The sequence below is a fragment of the Lysinibacillus sp. EB271-A1-10B genome (assembly GCF_058791335.1).
Genome location: NZ_JBYTDL010000001.1, coordinates 561,218 through 582,782, shown reverse-complemented (window position 1 = coordinate 582,782; position 21,565 = coordinate 561,218). Strand labels below are relative to the sequence as shown.

Annotated in this window: 23 protein-coding genes; 14 read left to right on the top strand and 9 right to left on the bottom strand. The window is 38.3% G+C overall.

Going from position 1 to position 21,565, the window contains the following annotated elements; translation table 11 throughout:
• Positions 1–117: 117 nt before the first annotated feature.
• Both AC3WSK_RS02715 and AC3WSK_RS02710 read right to left on the bottom strand, forming a co-directional pair.
• A complete protein-coding gene (locus AC3WSK_RS02715) occupies positions 118–915 on the bottom strand; it encodes a lytic transglycosylase domain-containing protein (RefSeq protein WP_427481855.1) in 798 nt (265 codons plus the stop codon).
• Positions 916–1,097: 182 nt separating this feature from the next.
• Positions 1,098–1,691, bottom strand: a complete 594-nt coding sequence (locus AC3WSK_RS02710) for a CYTH domain-containing protein (RefSeq protein WP_079559567.1) — start codon at positions 1,689–1,691, stop codon at positions 1,098–1,100.
• Positions 1,692–2,436: 745 nt separating this feature from the next.
• On the opposite strand from AC3WSK_RS02710, the gene AC3WSK_RS02705 reads away from it, so the two are divergent.
• The 6 genes from AC3WSK_RS02705 to AC3WSK_RS02680 all read left to right on the top strand — a co-directional run bounded on the left by AC3WSK_RS02705 (position 2,437) and on the right by AC3WSK_RS02680 (position 7,733).
• Positions 2,437–2,820: a UPF0738 family protein gene (locus tag AC3WSK_RS02705; RefSeq protein ID WP_079559568.1), complete on the top strand. Its 384-nt coding sequence runs from the start codon at positions 2,437–2,439 to the stop codon at positions 2,818–2,820.
• 62 nt (positions 2,821–2,882) lie between these two features.
• Positions 2,883–3,554: a GTP diphosphokinase gene (yjbM, locus tag AC3WSK_RS02700; protein ID WP_049668156.1), complete on the top strand. Its 672-nt coding sequence runs from the start codon at positions 2,883–2,885 to the stop codon at positions 3,552–3,554.
• Positions 3,551–4,345, top strand: a complete 795-nt coding sequence (locus AC3WSK_RS02695; RefSeq protein ID WP_079559569.1) for an NAD kinase — start codon at positions 3,551–3,553, stop codon at positions 4,343–4,345. Before yjbM ends, AC3WSK_RS02695 begins: the two co-directional genes overlap by 4 nt.
• On the top strand, positions 4,320–5,255 hold the full coding sequence (locus AC3WSK_RS02690; RefSeq protein WP_492411728.1) for an RluA family pseudouridine synthase: 936 nt from the start codon (positions 4,320–4,322) through the stop codon (positions 5,253–5,255). The genes AC3WSK_RS02695 and AC3WSK_RS02690 overlap by 26 nt, the downstream gene beginning before the upstream one ends.
• A 643-nt stretch (positions 5,256–5,898) precedes the next feature.
• The gene (gene mgtE, locus AC3WSK_RS02685; RefSeq protein ID WP_079559571.1) at positions 5,899–7,275 is read left to right on the top strand and encodes a magnesium transporter; all 1,377 of its coding nucleotides are present in this window, start codon (positions 5,899–5,901) and stop codon (positions 7,273–7,275) included.
• A gap of 53 nt (positions 7,276–7,328) precedes the next feature.
• Positions 7,329–7,733, top strand: coding sequence for a hypothetical protein (locus AC3WSK_RS02680; RefSeq protein ID WP_240518162.1), 405 nt, complete (start codon positions 7,329–7,331; stop codon positions 7,731–7,733).
• 66 nt (positions 7,734–7,799) lie between these two features.
• Here AC3WSK_RS02680 and AC3WSK_RS02675 read toward each other — a convergent pair whose 3' ends face one another.
• The gene (locus AC3WSK_RS02675; protein ID WP_079559573.1) at positions 7,800–8,324 is read right to left on the bottom strand and encodes a CotY/CotZ family spore coat protein; all 525 of its coding nucleotides are present in this window, start codon (positions 8,322–8,324) and stop codon (positions 7,800–7,802) included.
• Between the two features lie 133 nt (positions 8,325–8,457).
• Between AC3WSK_RS02675 and AC3WSK_RS02670 the strand changes: the two genes are divergently transcribed.
• The 6 genes from AC3WSK_RS02670 (at position 8,458) to AC3WSK_RS02645 (ending at position 11,527) form a co-directional block, all read left to right on the top strand.
• Positions 8,458–8,862, top strand: a complete 405-nt coding sequence (locus AC3WSK_RS02670) for a YhcN/YlaJ family sporulation lipoprotein (RefSeq protein WP_240518163.1) — start codon at positions 8,458–8,460, stop codon at positions 8,860–8,862.
• Complete coding sequence (spoVAC, locus tag AC3WSK_RS02665) at positions 8,862–9,317, top strand: stage V sporulation protein AC (protein WP_079559574.1); 456 nt, start codon at positions 8,862–8,864, stop codon at positions 9,315–9,317. The genes AC3WSK_RS02670 and spoVAC overlap by 1 nt, the downstream gene beginning before the upstream one ends.
• A complete protein-coding gene (locus AC3WSK_RS02660; RefSeq protein ID WP_079559575.1) occupies positions 9,311–10,306 on the top strand; it encodes a stage V sporulation protein AD in 996 nt (331 codons plus the stop codon). The genes spoVAC and AC3WSK_RS02660 overlap by 7 nt, the downstream gene beginning before the upstream one ends.
• Before the next feature lie 16 nt (positions 10,307–10,322).
• Complete coding sequence (gene spoVAE, locus AC3WSK_RS02655; RefSeq protein ID WP_170938878.1) at positions 10,323–10,682, top strand: stage V sporulation protein AE; 360 nt, start codon at positions 10,323–10,325, stop codon at positions 10,680–10,682.
• A 65-nt stretch (positions 10,683–10,747) separates the two neighbouring features.
• On the top strand, positions 10,748–10,924 hold the full coding sequence (locus AC3WSK_RS02650; RefSeq protein WP_079559577.1) for a YjcZ family sporulation protein: 177 nt from the start codon (positions 10,748–10,750) through the stop codon (positions 10,922–10,924).
• Positions 10,925–11,278: 354 nt separating this feature from the next.
• Positions 11,279–11,527, top strand: coding sequence for a stage VI sporulation protein F (locus tag AC3WSK_RS02645; RefSeq protein ID WP_386827010.1), 249 nt, complete (start codon positions 11,279–11,281; stop codon positions 11,525–11,527).
• Between the two features lie 130 nt (positions 11,528–11,657).
• Here AC3WSK_RS02645 and AC3WSK_RS02640 read toward each other — a convergent pair whose 3' ends face one another.
• From AC3WSK_RS02640 to AC3WSK_RS02630, 3 genes are all read right to left on the bottom strand, one after another.
• Positions 11,658–12,086, bottom strand: coding sequence for a GNAT family N-acetyltransferase (locus AC3WSK_RS02640; RefSeq protein WP_079559579.1), 429 nt, complete (start codon positions 12,084–12,086; stop codon positions 11,658–11,660).
• A gap of 3 nt (positions 12,087–12,089) precedes the next feature.
• The gene (locus tag AC3WSK_RS02635) at positions 12,090–12,605 is read right to left on the bottom strand and encodes a YjcG family protein (protein ID WP_079559580.1); all 516 of its coding nucleotides are present in this window, start codon (positions 12,603–12,605) and stop codon (positions 12,090–12,092) included.
• Between the two features lie 81 nt (positions 12,606–12,686).
• A complete protein-coding gene (locus tag AC3WSK_RS02630; protein WP_079559581.1) occupies positions 12,687–13,406 on the bottom strand; it encodes an alpha/beta hydrolase in 720 nt (239 codons plus the stop codon).
• A 112-nt stretch (positions 13,407–13,518) separates the two neighbouring features.
• Here AC3WSK_RS02630 and AC3WSK_RS02625 point away from each other — a divergent pair, with 112 nt between their 5' ends.
• Positions 13,519–14,100 carry a phosphatidylglycerophosphatase A family protein gene (locus tag AC3WSK_RS02625; RefSeq protein WP_079559582.1) on the top strand — a complete coding sequence of 194 codons (582 nt, stop codon included), beginning with the start codon at positions 13,519–13,521 and terminating at the stop codon, positions 14,098–14,100.
• A gap of 607 nt (positions 14,101–14,707) precedes the next feature.
• On the opposite strand, the gene AC3WSK_RS02620 is transcribed toward AC3WSK_RS02625, so the two are convergent.
• Genes AC3WSK_RS02620 through AC3WSK_RS02610 form a run of 3 tightly spaced genes read right to left on the bottom strand, consistent with a single transcriptional unit; the run spans position 14,708 to position 19,459 of the window.
• Positions 14,708–16,501: an ABC transporter substrate-binding protein gene (locus tag AC3WSK_RS02620; RefSeq protein WP_079559583.1), complete on the bottom strand. Its 1,794-nt coding sequence runs from the start codon at positions 16,499–16,501 to the stop codon at positions 14,708–14,710.
• 16 nt (positions 16,502–16,517) lie between these two features.
• On the bottom strand, positions 16,518–18,014 hold the full coding sequence (locus tag AC3WSK_RS02615) for an ABC transporter permease (RefSeq protein ID WP_427481867.1): 1,497 nt from the start codon (positions 18,012–18,014) through the stop codon (positions 16,518–16,520).
• A 14-nt stretch (positions 18,015–18,028) separates the two neighbouring features.
• Positions 18,029–19,459, bottom strand: a complete 1,431-nt coding sequence (locus AC3WSK_RS02610) for an ABC transporter permease (protein ID WP_492411722.1) — start codon at positions 19,457–19,459, stop codon at positions 18,029–18,031.
• A gap of 336 nt (positions 19,460–19,795) precedes the next feature.
• On the opposite strand from AC3WSK_RS02610, the gene AC3WSK_RS02605 reads away from it, so the two are divergent.
• Positions 19,796–21,535: an ABC transporter ATP-binding protein gene (locus AC3WSK_RS02605; protein ID WP_427481871.1), complete on the top strand. Its 1,740-nt coding sequence runs from the start codon at positions 19,796–19,798 to the stop codon at positions 21,533–21,535.
• Positions 21,536–21,565 lie beyond the last annotated feature (30 nt).

The following is a 21,565-nucleotide window of genomic DNA, read 5'->3' as shown; positions in this document are numbered from 1 at the left end:
GAAATGTTTTCGCTAAAAAAGCACAAATTTCACCACGCGGGTGAAATTTGCCGAAAAACGCTGTATTAACAATGATTATGCGAATCAATTATGCCTCGGCATAATTGAGCCCGGAAGTTAAACTGTGTAGTAATTCATCACTTTATTGACATAATTCTGCGTTTCTTTGAAAGGAGGAACGCCACCATACTTTGTAACGCGTGAAGCTCCTGCGTTATAAGCAGCTAATGCTAATGTAGGATCGTTATCAAATTTATCTAGCATTTGGCGTAAATATTTGGCTCCTGCCATAATATTTTGCTCTGGATCAAAGGCGTTTGTAACGCCTAAATATTGTGCTGTCTTTGGCATTAATTGCATTAATCCTTGTGCTCCAGCATGACTAACCACATTTGCATTAAAATTAGACTCTTGCTTAATCACGGCAGCGATGAGTTTCTCAGGTACATTATATGTAGCTGCTGCCTTTTGAATAATCGAAGCGTACTGATTCGCACCTGCTAATGAATTGGCATACGCTGTTGAACCAATTACGTTATCTGAAACGTAGGAGTCTAGCTTTGTACTAGTTGTACTAGATTGTGTGTTTGCTAAAGCTGCTTGTACAGATGAAGGTATAAAGACGCTATTAGAACCGTTATAAAGTAATGCTTGATACGCATTATTTTGCATGTTTTCAGATAAACCAGTTAAACTATTAAACTGATTCATCATAGACGAAGCGCTTGATACTCCTCCGAGCAAACTAGATAATTTTGCATTGTTAGTAGTAGTTGAATCGCCAAGTATTTCGCTAATCATGTCAGAAAACATAGAATTGCTGTCTGTAAGATTGTTTGACGATGAATTTTCTGAAGCTCCTAGTGTTTGTAATGCTTGAATGTCAAGTAAAGTTCTGAGTGATTGGATATCCAAGGAGTTGCCACCCTTTCTTGTTATCTAGCTAACTTATTTCAGCAACATCCGCTAAGAGAGTGACCAACATCACATTGGCCTAATATCTCCGGCGGATGTCACGGAATCGGAAAGGAAGTATTTGTACAAGGACAAAGCCGATTCCGGACGCGACGCAATTATGCTGGGGCATAATTGCTCTATTAGGATTGTTCTTTATTCATTTGTAATGCTTTCATAAAACGCGCAATTTTTTTATCTGTTGCCCGTTTTTCAATACCATATTGCTGTAGAAATTCGTCGAAGGTTGCATTTCCTTTTATTGCATCTTTTGATTCATATTCTACCTCATAATCATCGCACTGCAAATAGAAAGAATGATCGAATACTAGAAGGCCATCCTTATAAGGTATTTCGACACGATCAGTTGTTAGTGAACCAAATACCTCCAATTTTTCCAAAGGGATGTTAAAGAGAGCTAGTCTTTTGGCTACTTCTTGGGCATAGAAATCTTCATTAGCAAGCATTTTCTCAGCTTGCTCAGCCGTTAATTCGTCAGTCGTCTCTAAGTGTGCATGCTCTGCATTTTTTTCTTTTAAAGTACACTCAAAGTATTTGTCGATTTGTCGAATACGAAGCCCGCTTTGGCGTTTCCGAATAGCTTGCGAAGGTGTGTCGAAATAATGATTTGTTTGACGATGAATAGCATTTTCAGAAATGTTGAATTCTTGCAGTAAATATTCGTATTGCTCTTTTGTTAAAAGATTTTTAAACTCTATTTCAATTTGTTGTGCCATTATGTTCACCTGTTTATTTTAATTTTTTTACTTGTGTTGATTAGGGGAAAGGTTCATCAGCATAGCATGGGGTTGATCTCCGTTCCGGCTGGGCGCTTTGTTGTTGCTGTCGCTTTGCTTTCGCACAGATAAAACATTTGTTGCTGCCGCTTCGCTTTCGCGCAGAGCTTCCTGGGGGCGTCCGATGAGCCGCTTCACTCGCGTTGCTCGCTGCAGGGTCTCGGGGCAACGGGAAAGCGTGAGTGCAACGTAGCGGCAGCAGCAGGATGTTGGTCACGAAGGCGTTATCACAGGACGTGATGCTTTTAGCCTTCGTTCTACTATATCGCTAATCCCCAAGGAGTCGCCCAGCCTCCACTCCAATCAACTTATATGCATATCATATGTTTTAGTAAAAGGTCATACTAAAATTCCGATGATAGATAAAAATTTTAGTATGGCTCATTACAATAGCATGGGGTGATTTCCGTTTCGCTTGGACCAACAAATGATTTCTGTACGAAAGCGTAGCGGTAGCAACAGCGTCGATGTTGGTCACGAAGGTGTTATCACAGGATGTAATGTTTTAGCCTTCGTTCCGCTATTGCTGATTCCAAAGGAGTCGCCCAGTCGGAACGGAAATCAACTACACGCTATAATAAAAAAGTTTCGTTCGTTATTTCATTGATTTAGTATTTACACACTGCAACTATTTACCCTCTATGCTAAAATAAGAGGAAGAGTACGACGAAAAGGGGAACCGCGTGTGCGTAAAATTTATACAATAGAAACATTGAATTTTGAAAATGAAGAACTTCATTTTAGTTTAAACGACAATGAAGTAAATTTACAGTTAAAACCTGCTGCACAATTAATTGCAGATTCTGATGACTTTGCGTTTATTTATTTACTTGATGCAGGAGAGGATTATCATTACTTGCGTTTTCCGCCGAGTAGTTGGGATCAGCTTGTACATATTTTGCAAAAAGGGAAAAACCCAAAGCTACAACTAGGTGAAGAAGTACTTGAGCTTACAAATTTTTACGATGAATTGGAAATGCTCGTGTATAATATTGAAGGAAATTACAATTATGGGGCGGAATTTGTCCAAGCGGTGGAACAACACTTCGAGAAAATTCTAGCTGAATAAAAAGACAAAACGAACAGACGGTGTTGGTTTTGTTCGATACCGAATGTCGGGAGGTTTTTGCGATGGGGCAATGGGAAATATTTTTAAGTCCTTATAAACAAGCAGTAGATGAGTTAAAAGTAAAATTAAAGGGTATGCGTTCACAGTTTGGTATTGTTAATGCAAATTCACCAATTGAATTTGTGACAGGACGTGTAAAGCCTTTAGCAAGTATATATGATAAAACACTAGAAAAAGGACTTTCCTTTGAGCCTTCTAAACAGCTAGGTGACGAGCTAGGCGATATCGCAGGTTTACGTATTATGTGTCAATTTGTAGATGATATATCGACAGTTACAGAACTAATACGGCAACGTAAAGATATGCGTGTAGTGGAAGAGCGTGACTATATTACACATAATAAGCCAAGTGGCTACCGCTCATATCATATGATTGTGGAGTATCCTGTAGAGACGATACAGGGGAAAAAAGTGGTATTAGCTGAAATACAAATAAGAACACTAGCCATGAATTTTTGGGCATCTATTGAGCATTCTTTAAATTATAAATATAAAGGTATGTTCCCTGAGGAAATTAAAAATCGCCTTCAAAGTGCAGCAGAGGCCGCTTTCCGATTAGATGAGGAAATGTCGTCCATTCGTAGTGAGATACAAGAAGCGCAGGCTTATTTCAGTGAATATAAAGAAGCATCGAATCCTAATTTACTATCGGAGAAGGAGCGTGACTCAAAATGAAATTTTCCATTCAATCACGTAGAGATGCACAGTCGAACGAATTAATGGAGCTAGCCAGAACGTATTTGCAGGATTTTGGGTTAACTTATGATGAAGAGGCTCCTGAAATCGTAATCTCTATTGGGGGAGATGGCACTTTACTACATGCCTTTCATCGATATGCTCATTTGCTAGATCAGGTCGCCTTCGTAGGTATTCATACGGGACATTTAGGATTTTATGCCGATTGGAAGCCATCTGAATTAGAAAAGCTTGTTTTATCCATTGCGAAAAAGGACTTTAACGTTGTGGAATATCCTCTACTAGAGGTAAAGGTGGAGCATCATAATGCGGAATCCAATACGTATTTAGCGTTAAATGAAGCAACTGTGAAATCACCTGATGTCACGCTTGTAATGGATGTAGAATTAAATGGTAATCAGTTTGAACGTTTCCGTGGAGACGGACTATGTGTATCAACGCCTTCTGGTAGTACAGCTTATAATAAAGCCCTCGGTGGAGCAATTATTCATCCGACTTTAGCGGCACTCCAAATTACTGAGATAGCATCTATCAATAACCGTGTCTTCCGTACAGTTGGTTCACCACTCATATTACCAGCACACCATCATTGTGTTTTACGTCCAGTCAATGAACAAAACTTTAATATGACAGTTGATCATTTACAAGTCACGCAAGGTGATGTGAAGTCGATTGCATTTAATGTAGCAACTGAAAGAGTGCGTTTTGCACGTTTCCGTCCATTCCCATTCTGGGAACGAGTGCATGAATCATTCGTGGCCAATGAGTAAAATGGATACAAGATTTACACTGCATTTTATAGCGGAAAAGGAAGGCCAACTACTTAAGGAGGCCTTAGCTGAATGGCGCATCTCCAAGCGAGCTTTAACGGCTATTAAATTTGATGGAGGCTTACTGACAGTAAATGATGTCGAACGCAATGTTCGACATCCTCTTCACGTTGGCGATCGAGTTGAAGTTACATTCCCTCCTGAAGAAAAAAGTGAGGGGCTTGCTGTTGAACATGGTGAACTTTCTATTATTTACGAAGATGAAGCAATTTTAGTGCTTAATAAGCCAGCACATCAAAGTACGATTCCTTCGCGTGAGCATCCAACACATAGCGTAGCGAATCTAGTGTGTGGTCATTTTCAACAGCAAGGTTTAGCATCAACGGCTCATATCGTCACGAGACTTGACCGTGATACTTCTGGCTTGCTATGCATTGCCAAACATGCTCATATTCATCATTTAGCGGGACTTGCACAACGTAGCGGAGAAATTTCTCGACAATATGAAGCCATTGTACATGGACATGTGGCACGAGATGTACGATCAATTATTGCTCCTATTGGACGCAAGGAGACGAGCATTATTGAGCGTGAGGTGCGTGAGGACGGTCAATTTGCACATACAGATGTGACAATATTAAGGCACTTTTATTTACAGGGTGAACCGATGACACATATACAACTAAAGTTGCACACAGGGCGAACACATCAAATTCGTGTGCATATGGCCTATGTGGGACATCCACTTGTTGGAGATGAACTTTATGGTGGAAGTCGTGATCATATAAATAGACAAGCATTACATTGTGTGTCCTTAAAGATGCTTCATCCTTTGACAGGTGAGAGGTTACAATTTACAAGTAACGTAAATGAAGATATGCAGCAATTATTGATTGACTCTTTAGTTTGAAGTTTATTTCTTCAATCCTCTTTTATTCCCGAAGTGTGAAACCTATTACTGAATCATGTTATATATTTAAGGAGATGTTCGCACAAACGGGCATCTCTTTATCATTTTATAAGTTATCTTAAAAACATCGTAACAGAACAAAAAGCGATTTGTAGGGTATAGTAGAGTAGAGGATTTACCATAACGAGTGGTTGATTTCCGTTCCGACTGGGCGCTTTGCTGCTGCCGCTTCGCTTTCGCGGCAGCAGAGGGTTTTGATTGTGCGAAAGCGCAGCGACAGTAACAACAACAGCACCGATGTTGGTCACGAAGGCGTTATCACAGGATGTGATGCTTTTAGCCTCCGTCCTCTATCGCTGATCCCCAAGGAGTTGCCCAGTCGGAACGAAGTTCAACTATTTATGGCATACGGTTAATAAATGTCATCTCCAACTTTTGGTGAGGAGCTAGTTTTTATTCAGTAAAGGTGAAAAACGGAAACTTTTATCTACAGATTTATCCAATTAGATTGCGGAGATGTTGTAGGATGCTATGTAGTAAAAAAAGGGTTTGCAGAAAAGGCATCATACGCTCTATTATATAAAAGGTAGATTTACGGAATTGCCCGTATTAATGATTTAATGCTCGGAAGGAGGGGACAAGCATGATAGAGGAAAGAAATGAAAGGGATGATGTGCAATTCGACGAGGCTCGTTTGCGAGAAATGCTCGAAGCACATGATATAAACGCATTCCGCGATGAGTTTTTAGAGCTTCATCCATATGATCAGGCAACGTTTTATGAGAAGGTGGAGCCTGATATACGAAAGACCATCTATTCGTTCTTGTCTCCGGCGGAAATGGCTGATATTTTTGAGGCAATCGAAATAGATGATGATGAATACACAGCGTATCTGGCTGAGATGGATCCTTCATATGGTGCAGAAATGCTTTCTCATATGTACGCAGATGATGCAGCAGACGTTTTAAATGAATTGGATACGGAACAACGTGAAAGCTATTTAGGCATGATGGATGAGGAAACAGCTGAAGAGATTAATGAGCTTTTAAGATATGACGAAGGCACAGCTGGTTCTATCATGACGACTGAATATGTAGCGATACCAGAAAATTCTACTGTTCGTTCAGCGATGGCGATTTTACGAAAAGAAGCACCGGATGCTGAAACCATTTATTATATTTTTGTCGTGGATGAAGCACATCGATTAACAGGTGTTATTTCGCTTCGTGATTTAATCATTGCGGATGAAGATACTCGTATACGCTCGATTATGAATGAACGTGTTGTGATGGTGCACGCGGGGGATGACCAAGAAGAGGTTGCCCAAATTATGAAGGACTATAACTTCTTAGCTACACCAGTTATTGACGATAAGGGTGAATTACTAGGGATTATTACAGTCGACGATATTATCGACGTTATTGATGAAGAAGCATCGGAGGATTACTCTAAATTAGCGGGTATTTCCGATATGGATAAATTTGATACAACCTCGTTCCAAGCGGCTAAAAAACGTTTACCATGGCTTGTCATATTATTATTTTTAGGGATGTTGACAGCAAATTTGATGGGACAGTTTGAGGCAACGTTAGAACAGGTAGCGTTACTCGCGGTGTTTATCCCTCTTATTTCAGGTACTTCTGGAAATAGTGGAACACAGGCATTAGCGGTAGCTATTCGAGGAATTGCAACAGGAGATGTTGAAGAACATAGCAAGTTAAAATTACTCCTACGTGAAGCAGGCACGGGTTTAATGTCTGGAATTGTTTGTGGGCTGATTGTGATCGGCATCGTCTATATTTGGAAACAAGAGCTTATTCTTGGAATGCTAGTAGGAGCAGCGCTGTGTGGTTCAATTTTAGTAGCAACACTTGCAGGTTCTTTCATTCCATTGCTTATGCATCGCATGAAAATTGATCCAGCTGTTGCATCAGGTCCATTTATTACAACATTAAATGATATTACAAGTATTTTAATTTACTTAGGTTTGGCGACAACATTCATAAGCAAAATAGGCTGAGAACCAATTTTCTTCCTTTCGCATATTGTATGAAAAAAAGGGAAGTGAGTAATGTGGGTCAAGAGCCACGCTTATTTATAAAGTCACCATCCTATTTTCTGAATATTTCTAAGGCACTACATGAACTTGATTTGGATGAAAGTACGTCAGTGTATCTAAAGGACGGCTATTTCAATGAACAGACAATTGAAGAAAAAGAAGAAGAAGTGGTTGAAGAATTACAAATAGATCCGTATTTACTAAAGCAACTTCAATTTTTAGAAAAGCCATTTCGGCAAAAAGCTTATCAACCGTTAGTCGTAAGTTTAAAGGATGGCCGAAATTTACGAGGTAGTGCGTCTAATGTAGAGACGGATTCATTGATGCTTACTTCTTTTGAATTAAAGACACAAGAAATTATTTATTTTGAGGACATAGAACAAGTATTATGGCGAGGTAAACAATTACCTACTTTATGAAAAAAGTGTACAGCAGAGGATGCTGTACACTTTTTTTTATGTGTAGTGTGTCAAAGGAGAAAAAGATTATTCACAAATCCCTAAGTCTACATCAGCAATACATTGTACAGCACAGAAGCACGATAAATCTACAGTGATACAGCTCTCAGTGGAATTCCAATCATCTACTTTGCATATTTTTTTCATGTTGACACAGCAGCCATCTCGACTTAATAGATCGACTGTACTTTCACTGGAGTCAAATGAACATAAAGGTTCTAAAACACGCAAGGTAGCGCAGCACTCATCAAACATATCTTCTACACGGAAAAATACGGATGTACATATACATGGATCTGCTGTTGGAGAACTGAAAAATGCTTTAAAAGGAGTACCATCTTTTGTAATTAACATAAATACACGTGTATCTGCATGAGAGCGTGCTGGACTTACGATGCCTCCCAGTGGTTCTAGGAAACAGTTAGCTGTACATGGTTGACATTCTTCTCTCACCGCTTGATTCTGAATGTCTAAAATAGCGCGTACTACGTCACAAACGCAGCCTGCTGAATGGATTGGTCCAATAGGATTTGTTGGCTTGCCACAACCCATATTGTCACCTCCTTTCCTTGTTACTACTTCTACAATATGTACTTAAGAAAAATGGACTCGGGCCTTTGTATATATAGTTAAATGAATAGTTTTTTTATGGTTGGAGAAACTTTAAAGAAAAGGAGGGTAAAACTTGAAGCTATTAGGAATGATGTTACCTCTATTAGTCAGTTTATCGCTTTTAAGTGGGTGCGGTGAAAAAGAAAAATTTATTGTCTACGGTTCACCGGAAAATGAAAAAGAAGTTGAATCCATATTAAAAGAGCAGAAATATGTAGACAAAACAACGGTTATCCAATACGACAATAGTATGCTTGTAGCAGTGCAAATTAAACCATGGGATAAATGGAAAAAGGCTAAATTAGAGAAAAAGTTGCAAAAGAAATTTGATGAAAAATATCCAAATAAAAAGGTTTTTGTCTCAACCGATTATAAAATATTTTATGAAGCCAATAAAATAAAAAGGGATCAAGTTGAAGATAATAAACTGAAAGATAAAATTAACGAATTGAAAAAGCTAGCAAAGGAGAAAGCATAGTGGAAAAAGAACAATACCATCAATTAGAACAGAATGTCACGCCGAAACCGCCTTATTTTAAAAATGTTGCAAAGGCATTTTTTGTAGGTGGACTTATTTGTACAATCGGACAGGCCGTTTCACTTTTTTATATCATTTTCTTTAATTTTACTGAAGAGACAGCTGGAAATCCAACAGTTGCAACAATGGTGTTCTTTGCCATGATTTTAACAGGTTTTGGCTTATATAAGAAGATTGGTCAATTTGCTGGAGCTGGATCAGCTGTGCCTGTTACGGGGTTTGGTAATGCTGTTATTTCTGCTGCCATCGAGCACAGATCTGAAGGATTAGTACTTGGTGTTGGTGGGAATATATTCAAATTAGCTGGGTCCGTTGTATTATTTGGTGTTGTCTCCGCTTTTTTTGTTGGACTTATTAAATACATTCTCGTAACGCTAGGAGTGGTTTCATGGTAATTATCTTTCAATCGAAGCCATCCATAATAGCAGCAGGTGTAGTCGCAGGTCCACTAGAGAAACGAAGTATATTTAGTCAACACTTTGATGCGACCTATGATGATGAACGTTGGCAAATGAAAACAAATGAACAAGGTCATCGAAAAATGGTGGAAGAGGCCTGTGAATTTGCCATGAAAAAAGCGGGCGTAAAAAATAAGGACATTGATTACTTTATGGGCGGCGATTTAGTAAATCAAATGACACCGACCAATTTTGCAGCTAGAGACTTAGAAATTCCTTTTATTGGACTCTTCTCAGCATGTGCTACCTCTATATCTTCAGTAATCGTTGCGAGCCTTTTAACTGAGGCAGGTGCCGCAAACTTTTCGCTCGCTGGTGCATCCAGCCAACACAATGCGGTTGAGCGACAATTCCGTTATCCAATCGATTATGGTTCACAAAAGCCCCAAACTGCTCAATGGACGGTAACGGCTGCTGGATATGCTCTAATTGGTAAACATCAAGAGGAATACCCTTCTATTGAAGCAGCAACTGTTGGAAAATCAGTTGATTATGGTATGGATGATCCATTTCACATGGGTGCAGCGATGGCACCAGCCGCTTTTCAGACGATTCAATCACATTTAGAGCAACGTAATCAAAAAATTTACCACTATGATTTAATTTTAACAGGTGATTTGGGTCAACTTGGCTTAAAACTTTTAAAAGGCATGTTTGTTGAAAATGGCATCAAAAGTGAGGATTTAAAACCTTTACGTGATGCAGGTGCCGAGTTTTATGGACAGGATGAGGCATTTCAATCCGGTGCAAGTGGTGCAGGTTGTTCAGCAGCTGTTTTTTTTAGTTATGTAATTCAACAGATGCGAGCAGGTACTTATAAACGAGTTCTTCTTGTAGCGACAGGAGCATTACTGTCTCCGCTTACTTTTCAACAGGGCGAGACGATTCCATGTACGGCACACGCGATTGAAATTACAATGAAATGAGGTAAAAGCTATGGTAATGACATTTGTATTTGCATTTATTGTAGGTGGCATTATTTGTGCCATCGGTCAATTACTAATGGATGTTGGAAAATTAACGCCAGGACATACATTGAGTACTCTAGTCGTAATTGGTGCAATTCTAGACGGAATGGGCTTGTATGAGCCTCTCATTAATTTTGCAGGTGCTGGTGCAACAGTTCCTATTACGTCCTTTGGAAATTCTTTAACGCATGGTGCGCTTGCTGAGGCAGAAAGGCATGGGCTTGTAGGCGTGTTGACTGGGATGTTTGAAGTAACCAGCTCAGGAATCAGTGCTGCCATTGTCTTTGGCTTTATCGGAGCATTACTTTTTAAACCAAAAGGAAATGTTGACTAGACGAATACCCCACCCATTTTTACAACCAAAACATATTATAGGTTGTAGAAGGGAGGGGTATTTTTATGGGATATCAAGGCTGGGGCTCGTATGGAGGGCACTCTGATGGTTGCTACGGAGGAGATTACGGCGGATATTATGGCTGCGGATATTATGGCTATGGACATGGTCAGAGTTCAACGTTTGTTCTAATCGTTGTTCTATTCATTCTCCTAATCATTGTTGGTGCTACTATCATTTAATTTCTTTCAGCATATGTCTTTAGTACCGAAAGGGTAGCGACAGGTACAGAAGTCTTCTGAGATGAAGGGGATTTAAGCTGCTTTTCAGTGAGTGTCCAAATACCTGCTGAAAGAAGTTAAGCCTCCGGCGGATGCCATGGAATCGGAAAGGAGTTCTTTGTGCAGGCACAAAGCCGATTCCTGACGCAATTATGCCGAGGCATAATTGATATGTGACAGTCGATAAGAGGCTTTAGCTTTTCTTCAGAGTGCTTTATTATCTGAATAAAGTTTAAAGCCTTCACTATTTTTTGAATGTTTTGTGCATAAAATATGAATGGAAATAAATTAATTTTAACTGATAGGAGGGGGAACATGAATCGCGGGTTTTTTAATTCAATTGAACAAAAAACTGGGGTATCGATGGATGAGATCTTCGCATTAGCAAATGCAATCCAACATGCTGATTTTAAAAGTGAAAAACAAGTAAGAAAAATCGTACGACGCGTAAGTAAGGTGTCCAATAGACAAATTACGCAAGAGCTTGAAGATAAGTTAGTTCAATCTATTATTCAAGATGGTGCTTCACTAGACTTCGATAAAATTACTAAAATGATGAAATAATTTGATATTTAAAAGGTTGGTTAAATGGACTTTCATTTATAAATCAACCTTTAAAGTTTTGTAGAAAAAATAAAAAAGGTGTTACGATATGCCGTAGCATTTTCGTAACACCGATTTGAGGTGAAAGAAATTAAATCGTTTTTTCCATAGCACGATGTGGGATACCAGCATCCATAAATTCGGGAGATGTTACCGCATAGCCAAGCTTTTCATAAAAAGGAATAGCATAACTTTGTGCGTGGAGTTTTAGTTTTTTCTTATTTATTGAAATAGCGTACTTTTCCATTTCTTTCATAATTAAAGCACCTAGTTTTTTGCCTCGCTGATCTTGTAAAATACAGACACGTTCAATTTTTGCAGCATCGTCCACGATATTACGTAAACGTGCAGCACCTACAGGATCATTGTCTTCGTACATAATAAAATGTGTTGCGGATGCATCCTCAGCATCACATTCTAAATGCAGCGGCACACCTTGTTCTTCAACAAAAACCTGTTTGCGAACTGCGAACGCATCCTCGTGCTCTTTTGCTGTTTCCACAATCTTAACGTTGTACAAGGATTACTCAGCTCCTGACAATCGGAATGTTTCATATGTTGTCCATGAGCCATCTTCCAATTGGTATAAAAGATGAATACGATCAATTGTATCTTTTTCGTCAACGCCTGTCATACGTAATTGCCCAAAGATGTCATCATGCTCGGAATCCGTCATTTTTTGAGCAATCGTGATATGTGGTACAAATACATGTTTTGACTCACCAAAAGGTACTTTTTCTTCAAGTGCTTGGTGGAATGCTGTTAATTGTTCAGTTGGTTCAATGCGGAAATAAATCGCATTTGTTGTAGGGAAAAATGAACTTATGCGTAATGCATGAACGTTTAAAGGTGCATAGTTGGCAACAAGTTCATCTAATTGCTTAATAATAGATTGAATATCATCATCTGTCGCATCAAAGCTGTCCTTTAATGTAATATGCGGAGTAATTTTCGCATAATGAGGATCGTATCGTTTGCGATACGTATTCGCTAAATCTTGCAATTTTTTTGATGGAAATGCCACAATACCGTACTTCATAGGCCATTACCTCCCGAAAGTAAACAATTTTTTATTTAAGTATAACAGAAATTTCCGATTTCGTAATTTGATTCGCCTATATTAATTGAAATTTTCAATTAATGCGCGACGTAGATCAGGTTTCCAATATTTCCATGTATGATTGCCATTAAACTCTTCATAGAATAAAGAAAATCCTTTGTCTAACATGAGATTATGAAGCTGACGATTTGGTGTTAAAAAATCTTTAATGGTTTTATCCATTGTGACAACTTTATCTTCTTCTTTTCCAACAATATGGTAAATAGAGATTGAGCCTGGATCTTTAAAATTCTCTACAGCTTGCAAAACATTTTCATCAACATACGGTGATTGTAAAATAACCTTGCCAAAAATACTTGGATATTTTAATGCGGCCATTAAAGATGCGGTAGCAGCCATTGAGTCACCAATGACTCCACGACCCATTCCCATTTGATAGGTTGCATATTCAGTGTCTAAATAGGGCACAAGCTCGTGTGCTAAAAAACGAAGATATGCTTCATGTTGCTCTCCACTTGGAATATATTTAACACGTCGATCCTTTATGTCCTTATAAGGAACGAATGCAATGATTAAATTTTCGATTTCATAGTCATCGATAAGTTCATCAGCAAGTTTTGTAATACCTCCAAGCTGGAAATAATCTTTGCCGTCTGATGCAATTAAAATATTATATTTATATAGTGGAGAATAATTTGCAGGAACATAAATATAGAGCAATAATTCCTCCTGTAAAGCTTCACTATAGAACTTTAAATCTTGTACAGTTCCCTTATCCACTGATGACACTCCTTCTCATGTTTGTATCGAAATTGTACCATATAGCTAAAGTAAAGGTATAATAGGTTGGGCTAGCACTATTCTAGCAATCAAATCGAAGTGAGGGATAGTTATGCATGATAAAAGTACTCGCATACACTCTGAAGAAGTAGCGAAGGCAGCTCAAGCTGCACTCATTCGTCGTGGTGTATCGCTAGAGGATATTGCTAAAATCGTTTATGAAATGCAAAAATCCTATAATGAAGGTTTAACATTAGACCACTGTATTCATTCTGTCGAGCGTGTATTACGTAAGCGTGAAGTTCAACATGCTTTATTAGTAGGGATTGAATTAGATGAACTTGCAGAGAAAAAGTTATTGTCGGCACCGTTACAGCAAATTATTGAATCCGATGAGGGGTTATTTGGTGTGGATGAAACAATCGCACTTGGATCTGTTTTTACATACGGTAGCATAGCGGTAACAACTTTCGGTCACTTAGATAAGCAAAAAATCGGTATTATTAAGAAGTTGGACACAGAACCTGGACATCATGTAAATACGTTTTTAGATGATTTAGTTGGCAGTATTGCTGCTTCTGCCGCATCACGTATTGCCCATCGTATGCGTGATTTGGAGGAAGAGGGCGAGACCTTTGCAGATATTGAGCCCGAAGATCTAGGACCAAAACCAAAATCACATCATGAAATTTAAAAGAGTATTAATAAAGATAACAGAGCCTTCTCCAATAATATGAGGAGGCTCTGTTTACGTTGTAAATAAAATAGGGCTTTTTGGCAAAGCGAGGGGTTGATTTCCGTTCCGACTGAGCGCTTTCCTGGGGGCGTTCCAATGAGCCGCTTTTGGTGCTGCCGCTACGTTAGCACTACGCTTTCGCACAGAAAACATCCGCTACGCTGCAGGGTCTCGGGCCAACAGATGTCTTTTGCGCGAAAGCGTGAGTGCAACGTAGCGGCAGCAGAGGGTTTTGGTTTTGTTTGTGCGAAAGCGCAGCGACAGCAACAGCACGATGTTGGTCACGAAGGCGTTATCACAGGACGTGATGCTTTTAGCCTTCGTTCCTCTATATCGCTGATCCCCGAGGAGTCGCTCAGTCTCCACTCCAATCAACCACTTCACTCATCATGTACCTTATGACGCGTCCAATTTTAAAGTGATAAGTGATAAATAAAACGGGAATTACAAGACAACATTCAGAAAAATTTCTTAACCATTTTTTAACAATACGAACAGAGCCTCCTCGATAATTTGAGGAGGCTCTGCCTATTTAGTGTCTATGAATTGTTTTGTATACCGATAATTAATCGTTATAGGCTTTTAAATATTCTTTTACCTTTTTACTGTCTGCTTCAAGCTTCAATCCAGTATTAATGAGTGGTGAAACAGTGGATACAGCAGGTTTTTTATTGCCTTGATAATAGCTAATAAATTCATCTTGATTTATAGAGTAAAGAATTGCTTTACGTAGGTCTACTGAAACTGAAACAGGGCGACCAGATGTATTCATTTGTAGGTATGATACGGCATTACTATCAGCAGTATTTAACGTTAGTTTCGTATCAGATTTTACAATGTCTAGCTTTGTTTCTGGTACTGACTGAAGTACATGAATCTCACCATTACGTAATGCTGATAATGCACTATCGTTATCAGCGATAAAACGAACATTAATTTTTGCGATCTTCGGTTCATATTCACTACCTACACGGTAGGCAGGATTTTTCACAAATTGTGCTTCATAATCATTTTTCTTTATAAGAATGTAAGGACCACTAGCGTAAAGATGGTTGTTGTATGTTGCTGTGCCTTCCGTCACCGTAGCTTGGTCACCATAGGCAATATCCTTGTCTGGATTATAGGCTGCTACATCATATGTGTTAATGCTTGTTACTTGTTTTTCAGAAACGATACCACCAGATTGGTGTGCTAAATAATTTAACACTTGTGGGAATGGTGTTGGTGTTGTAATTTTAACGACTTGGTATGCTCCAGCTGCATTATTCACAGTCCCTTTGTCTTTTGCTAATTGCGTTACAGAAGCAGGGAGGTTTTGGGATAATGCATCTAATACAGACTGATCAGAGCCTGCAATTTTTTTCTTTTGTAATTCAGCTAAGTCAGAAACGATTTCGACTGTTTCGATATTTTCATGAAGACTATATGTGCGATGGTCTGGAACTGACTTTGAATCTTTTGCACGATTTAATGAGAATACAACGTCTTCTGCTGAAACCAATTCACCTGTATCAACGGCAGTACCATCTTTTACAGCAGCGAAGTTAAGATCATCACGTAAAATGAAATAATATTCTTGGTTCCCTTCAGCAATAGCATGATTATAAGATAATGAACCATCAGAAATGACTTCATCTGTATCTGTTAAGTTTACAAGTCGTACATACATATTCGTATTTAATGTATTAATAGAACCGTCATTCCCTTTAATAGGATCAAGAGATGTTAACGAATCTATTGTTTGATGTAAAATCAACGGTTCAGTTGCATTTTTGGATGAATCATTGAATTCGATATTTTCCCATACTTGCGCACGGGATTTTGGTAGATGTACAGTTTTTGGGTTTACTAATTCAGAGTAAATGCCTTGATATTTATTTGAAATATATAACGGAGCAATATAAGCTTGATCGAATACTAAAAGCTGTTCTAATTCTTTATATTTTGCAGCGGCTGCATCACCTGTCAACGTACTCGCTTCCTCGATGAGCGCATCTAAACTTGAATCAGATACAATACTATAGTCACCGCCCGTTTTAAACAAACCACGAACAGCATAATCAGGGTTTCCTGTTACTGTTGTCCAGCTAGAAAGAGCTAAATCATAATTGCCAGCATCTTTTTGTGCTGAAAATGAACCATAATCAGGTTGAATATTTAGTTTAACTTCAAAGCCATTTTTAACTAGTTGATCTCGAACAATATTCATATCTTCCTCAGAAGCGGCCATCCCTAATACTTCAACTGTCTTTTTACCTTTCTCTTTTGAATCTTTACTACCTTCTACTTCAGTTTTTGTCTGTACACAGCCTGCTAATGCTAAGACGGCAATGAATAAGAATACAAGTAATCTTTTCATGTAAGAACCTCCATTATTAATTTGATTTTGGATCTAAAGCATCTCGTAACCCATCTCCTAAGAAGTTAAAGGAGAGAACGAGAAGCATAATACAAAGACCTGGGAAAATAGCGACATAGGAATGTGTTTCCAGATACGTACTACCGACTTTTAGGATATTGCCCCATTCAGGAATGTGTGGCTCAATGCCAAGCCCTAAAAAGCTTAAACTACTTGTTGAAATTACAGCACCACCGATGGTTAATGTGGCTTTGACAATCATCGGTGCTAACGAGTTAGGGACAATATGTTTAAAAATGATTGCAGCATCAGATGCTCCTAAAGCTCTGGCTGATTCTACGAATTCGAAATTAGAGAGCTGCATTACATTAGCGCGCATAGTACGAGCATAAGTTGGAATGGCTCCAACACTTAGTGCGATAATTAAATTCATAGTATTGGCACCAAACGCTGCGATAATAGCAATAGCTAGTAGAATTCCAGGAATGGCATATAAAATATCAAGACTTCGCATGATGATGTTGTCAGTCGCTTTCCCGTAATAACCAGAAAATGCTCCAAGGGTTCCGCCGATTAATGCAGGTATAATTGTTGAGAAAAATCCGACAATAAGCGATATTTGTGCACCGAAAACAATGCGAGAAAATAGGTCACGCCCGTAATTATCGGTGCCTAGCGGATATTCTAACGAAGGTGTTTGTAATAATGCCCCATAGTTATTTTCAATAGCGAAGTCATAGTCAAATGTCCAAGAGCTTGTTACGGACAAAGAAAACATTAGCACTATGAAAAATAATCCGAAGACGGCCATCGTATTGCGTAAAATCTTTTCCCAAATTCTTTGCCATTTTTCAATTGTAGAGGGATTCGCCTTTCGAGCTTTTTGAATAAGGCTATACCCTAGCAATGTGGCAAATAGATTGCCAGTCAATGAAGCAATAAGCAACAAAATACCAGGTAACAGCATCCATTTTGGCGCAGCCTCGGAAGTCACAAATTTTGTACATAGCATTAACATCACGATATAAAAGATTGCAAGGAGTAAGAAAAGACCCATTGCAAGTAAATAAGTATCTGTGACGTACGGTTTAAATAAGTTCAGTGCTGAAATACCGATAATAAAAAGCTGAGTGATCAAAGCATAAGCAGCAAAAGTATATTCAGCTGTCTTACTTCTTGAAATAAGTAAAAAAGCAAAAGATGTAGAAAAAATATTACCTGAAACAATTGTTAATAACAGTGGATAACCAAGTAATCGAGTGCTTTTTCGTATGTCACTATAGCTTGCTAAATCCTGTTTAATGCGTAAAGTCAGGAAACCAACATAAGCTGTGGTAATTGCATAAATGACAAAAAAGATTAAGACGATTGGTCGCCAACTTTGAGTAGAAAAATTATAGCTATATGCTAGAAACAATAAAGAAAATAGCAAGGAAAAGACAAGTGTAAAATGTGAATTGACATATTCCTGTGTTATCTTCAAAAGTAGTTTGACATGTAAGCTGTTTTTCACGGGTGATCCCCCCTTTAAGACTTCTTCATTTTCGAGCGAATGCGTGGATCGAAAAAGGCATACATAATATCGATGAATAAATTTACGATCGAAATTGTAATAGCAATATAGACGACCCCACCGAGGATAGCTGGAATGTCCGGAATAAACTGCTTATCAACAATATAGCTACCGATACCACTAATATTGAAAACTTTTTCTGTAACAGATGCCCCACCTAACATTCCACCAAAGAGAAGTCCAATCACTGTAATTATAGGAATCATGGCATTGCGAATAGCATGCTTTGAAATCACCTTAAATTCATTCAAGCCTTTAGCTCTCGCTGTAATAATGTAGTCCTCATGTATCACCTCAAGCATACTGGATCTGGTCATACGGGCAATGGAAGCCGTAATGGATGTCCCTAAGACAATAATCGGCATTATTAAAGAAAGCCAGTTTTGAGGATTATATGTAGCTGGGAACCATTGCAGCTTTAAGGCAAATGTTAAAATAAATAGTAAGCCTTGCCAAAAGCTGGGGATGGATAATCCAATCAAGGCGATGAACATAAATGTATAATCCAAATATGAATTTGGACGAACAGCGGAAATAATGCCGACCGGAATAGCAATAGCGATAGCCATTAATAGTGATAGGATGGCTATTTCAAGTGTGACAGGAAACTTGTTTACAATGCTATGTGTAATAGTTTCTTTCCCTGCAAAGGAAGTACCTAAATCAAATGTGAAGAGACCGGATAGTGCATTCCATAATTGAGATAAATACGGCTGATCCAAACCATGAATATGATTAAAGTTAGCAATTTGCTCAGGCGTTGCCGCAACACCAAGTAAGTTTCTCGCTGGATCGAATGGCGATAAATACAAAATTGTAAACACTAGTGTCGCGACACCTACAATAACAATGAAACTCTGTAGTATTCGTTCAATGATAAATTGTAGAAATGGATTCGCACACAATAGAAGGACTACATAAAATAAAACAGCTGGTAAAAAAGTAAGAGCAACGAAGTTTTTATTTTTAAGTTGCTGACTAAAAAATTGTAAATAGGATGGATCTTCTAAACCATCCTTCAATAAATCTTGCTCTACTAACTGCTGTATTTTTGAATCTGCTAATTTCGAAGCAGTTTTTTGTAATTGTTTTTCTGACACAAATTCATGAAAGAACTTAGCTTTGGCTAATTCTTGCTCAGCAAATTTAAATTGCCATTGTGCGAACAAACCCTTTTCTTTGTAATACTGACTTCGTAGCTCAAAAGCTTGGCGGTATTGATTTGAATGTTTTCTTTTCCAATAAGATAAGTATGTAAAAGGGTGTACTAAAATACTTAAAAGAAAGAGTAGCACATTGTAAGGCTTATGGTGCATGAGCTTTTGATAAACTGAAAAAAAGAATACATGTTCCTTAGTTGTAGAATGATCTTTTGAAATAACCATGCATTTCCTCCAGACGTAAATAAAATAATAGATTCTAAAGTGAGGACAAAACAGCATCAACATACGCGTTGTAGCCGACTCATTTTTGTAAGGCCCTATTGAACAGATTGCAGGATGAAAGATTCAGCTTCTTTCAGTAGAAAGAAGTTAAAGCCTCCGGCGGATGTCACGGAAATCGGAAAGGAGTTCTTTGTGCAAGCACAAAGCCGATTCCGGACGCGATTATGCCGAGGCATAATTGATTATAATTATATTGTATAATTCCTATCAGTATTGTAAAGTATGGATTATACAAATAATTAAGTCAATCACAAAATTTACAAAAGGATGGATTGAATGAGTGAAAAGCTTCTAGAAATAAGCGATCTTCGTGTATCTTTTATTACGGGAGAAACAGAATTTGAAGCCGTTAAAGGCGTTGATTTTCATTTAAATAAAGGTGAAACACTCGGAATTGTAGGAGAGTCAGGTAGTGGGAAAAGTGTAACGGCTCGTTCAATTATGCGTCTATTACCATCACCACCTTCATTTCTAAAGTCAGGAAATATTTTGTTTAAAGGACAAGAGATTACTTCATTGAGCGAAAAACAAATGGAGACAATCCGCGGACAAGATATTAGTATGATTTTTCAAGATCCAATGACATCTACAAATCCAACTATTCGTATTGGAGAGCAAGTAGCTGAAAGTTTAATAAAGCATCAGTCAATGTCCAAAGCTGAGGCCTATAAGCAAACAATAGAGTTATTAAAGCTTGTAGGGATTCGAAATGCAGAGGAACGATATAAACAATATCCGCATGAGTTTTCAGGAGGAATGCGCCAACGTGTTATGATTGCCATGGCACTTGCCTGTCAACCATCTTTACTAATTGCAGATGAACCGACTACAGCCCTTGATGTAACTATTCAAGCGCAAATCTTAAAATTAATGCGAGACATGCAAAAAAAGATGGGTACCTCAATCATATTAATTACCCATGATTTAGGTGTTGTTGCTGGCATGTGTGATCGAATTATTGTTATGAAGGAAGGGGAGATTGTTGAGCAAGGTACAACAGAGGAAATCTTTGAAAATGCTCAACATCCTTATACTAAAAAACTATTGAATGCATTACCAAAGCTCCATGAGAAAAAGCAGCCTAAGCAAATTACGAATGTACAGCTCGAAATAGATAAAAATAAACCATTAATCGAAGTGACACATCTTTCAAAGGAGTTCACATTAGGGCATGGTCAAATGGTAAAGGCTGTCAACGATTTGTCATTTCATATATATCCAGGGGAAACGTTAGGTTTGGTAGGTGAATCGGGCTCAGGAAAATCTACGACAGGTCGAACAATTTTACAGCTTCATCAGCCTACGAATGGAGAAGTTTTATATCAAGGTGTACCAATTACAAGACTAACGAAAAAGCAACTTAAAGCAATGCGGCGTCATATGCAAATTATTTTCCAAGATCCATATTCCTCGTTGAATCCTCGAAAAAAAATAGTAGATATTATTGGGGAAGCTCTAGATATTCATAAACTCGTTAAAAAGAATGAAGAGCGTCATCAGCGTGTGGAGGAATTACTTGAACTTGTAGGCTTAAACAAAGAACATGCAATGCGTTATCCGCATGAATTTTCAGGTGGACAACGCCAACGTATTGGCATCGCAAGAGCATTAGCAGTGGAGCCAAATTTTATCGTTTGTGATGAACCACTTTCAGCCCTTGATGTTTCTATTCAAAAGCAGATTGTAGACTTGTTAAAGGATTTACAGCAGCGCCTAGGATTGACATACTTATTTATTGCTCATGATTTGTCTATGGTTAAACATATTAGCGATCGTGTAGCAGTCATGTATGGAGGGAAGATTGTAGAACTTGCAGAAAGTGAGGAGCTGTACACCAATCCAAAGCATCCGTATACACAAGCTCTATTACACTCAATACCAATTCCAGATCCTGCGATCGAAAAGAAAAAATATATGGATACCGAGCACAAAGACAAACAAACACACTATGAAATAGAAAATAGTCAGCTTGTTGAAGTTTCTCCAAACCATTGGGTTGCTGTTGCAACTACATAGCTTGAATGTAGTAGCCTGATATTTTACAAT

Coding starts and splice junctions, on each gene's coding strand:
- AC3WSK_RS02650 (WP_079559577.1), top strand. CDS start 10,748: ATGGGATATCAAGGCTGGGGCTCGTATGGAGGGCACTCTGATGGTTGC.
- AC3WSK_RS02620 (WP_079559583.1), bottom strand. CDS start 16,501: ATGAAAAGATTACTTGTATTCTTATTCATTGCCGTCTTAGCATTAGCA.
- AC3WSK_RS02675 (WP_079559573.1), bottom strand. CDS start 8,324: ATGGGTTGTGGCAAGCCAACAAATCCTATTGGACCAATCCATTCAGCA.
- AC3WSK_RS02690 (WP_492411728.1), top strand. CDS start 4,320: ATGAATCATTCGTGGCCAATGAGTAAAATGGATACAAGATTTACACTG.
- AC3WSK_RS02625 (WP_079559582.1), top strand. CDS start 13,519: ATGCATGATAAAAGTACTCGCATACACTCTGAAGAAGTAGCGAAGGCA.
- yjbM (WP_049668156.1), top strand. CDS start 2,883: ATGGGGCAATGGGAAATATTTTTAAGTCCTTATAAACAAGCAGTAGAT.
- AC3WSK_RS02695 (WP_079559569.1), top strand. CDS start 3,551: ATGAAATTTTCCATTCAATCACGTAGAGATGCACAGTCGAACGAATTA.
- AC3WSK_RS02660 (WP_079559575.1), top strand. CDS start 9,311: ATGGTAATTATCTTTCAATCGAAGCCATCCATAATAGCAGCAGGTGTA.
- AC3WSK_RS02645 (WP_386827010.1), top strand. CDS start 11,279: ATGAATCGCGGGTTTTTTAATTCAATTGAACAAAAAACTGGGGTATCG.
- AC3WSK_RS02605 (WP_427481871.1), top strand. CDS start 19,796: ATGAGTGAAAAGCTTCTAGAAATAAGCGATCTTCGTGTATCTTTTATT.
- AC3WSK_RS02710 (WP_079559567.1), bottom strand. CDS start 1,691: ATGGCACAACAAATTGAAATAGAGTTTAAAAATCTTTTAACAAAAGAG.
- AC3WSK_RS02635 (WP_079559580.1), bottom strand. CDS start 12,605: ATGAAGTACGGTATTGTGGCATTTCCATCAAAAAAATTGCAAGATTTA.
- mgtE (WP_079559571.1), top strand. CDS start 5,899: ATGATAGAGGAAAGAAATGAAAGGGATGATGTGCAATTCGACGAGGCT.
- AC3WSK_RS02610 (WP_492411722.1), bottom strand. CDS start 19,459: ATGGTTATTTCAAAAGATCATTCTACAACTAAGGAACATGTATTCTTT.
- spoVAE (WP_170938878.1), top strand. CDS start 10,323: ATGACATTTGTATTTGCATTTATTGTAGGTGGCATTATTTGTGCCATC.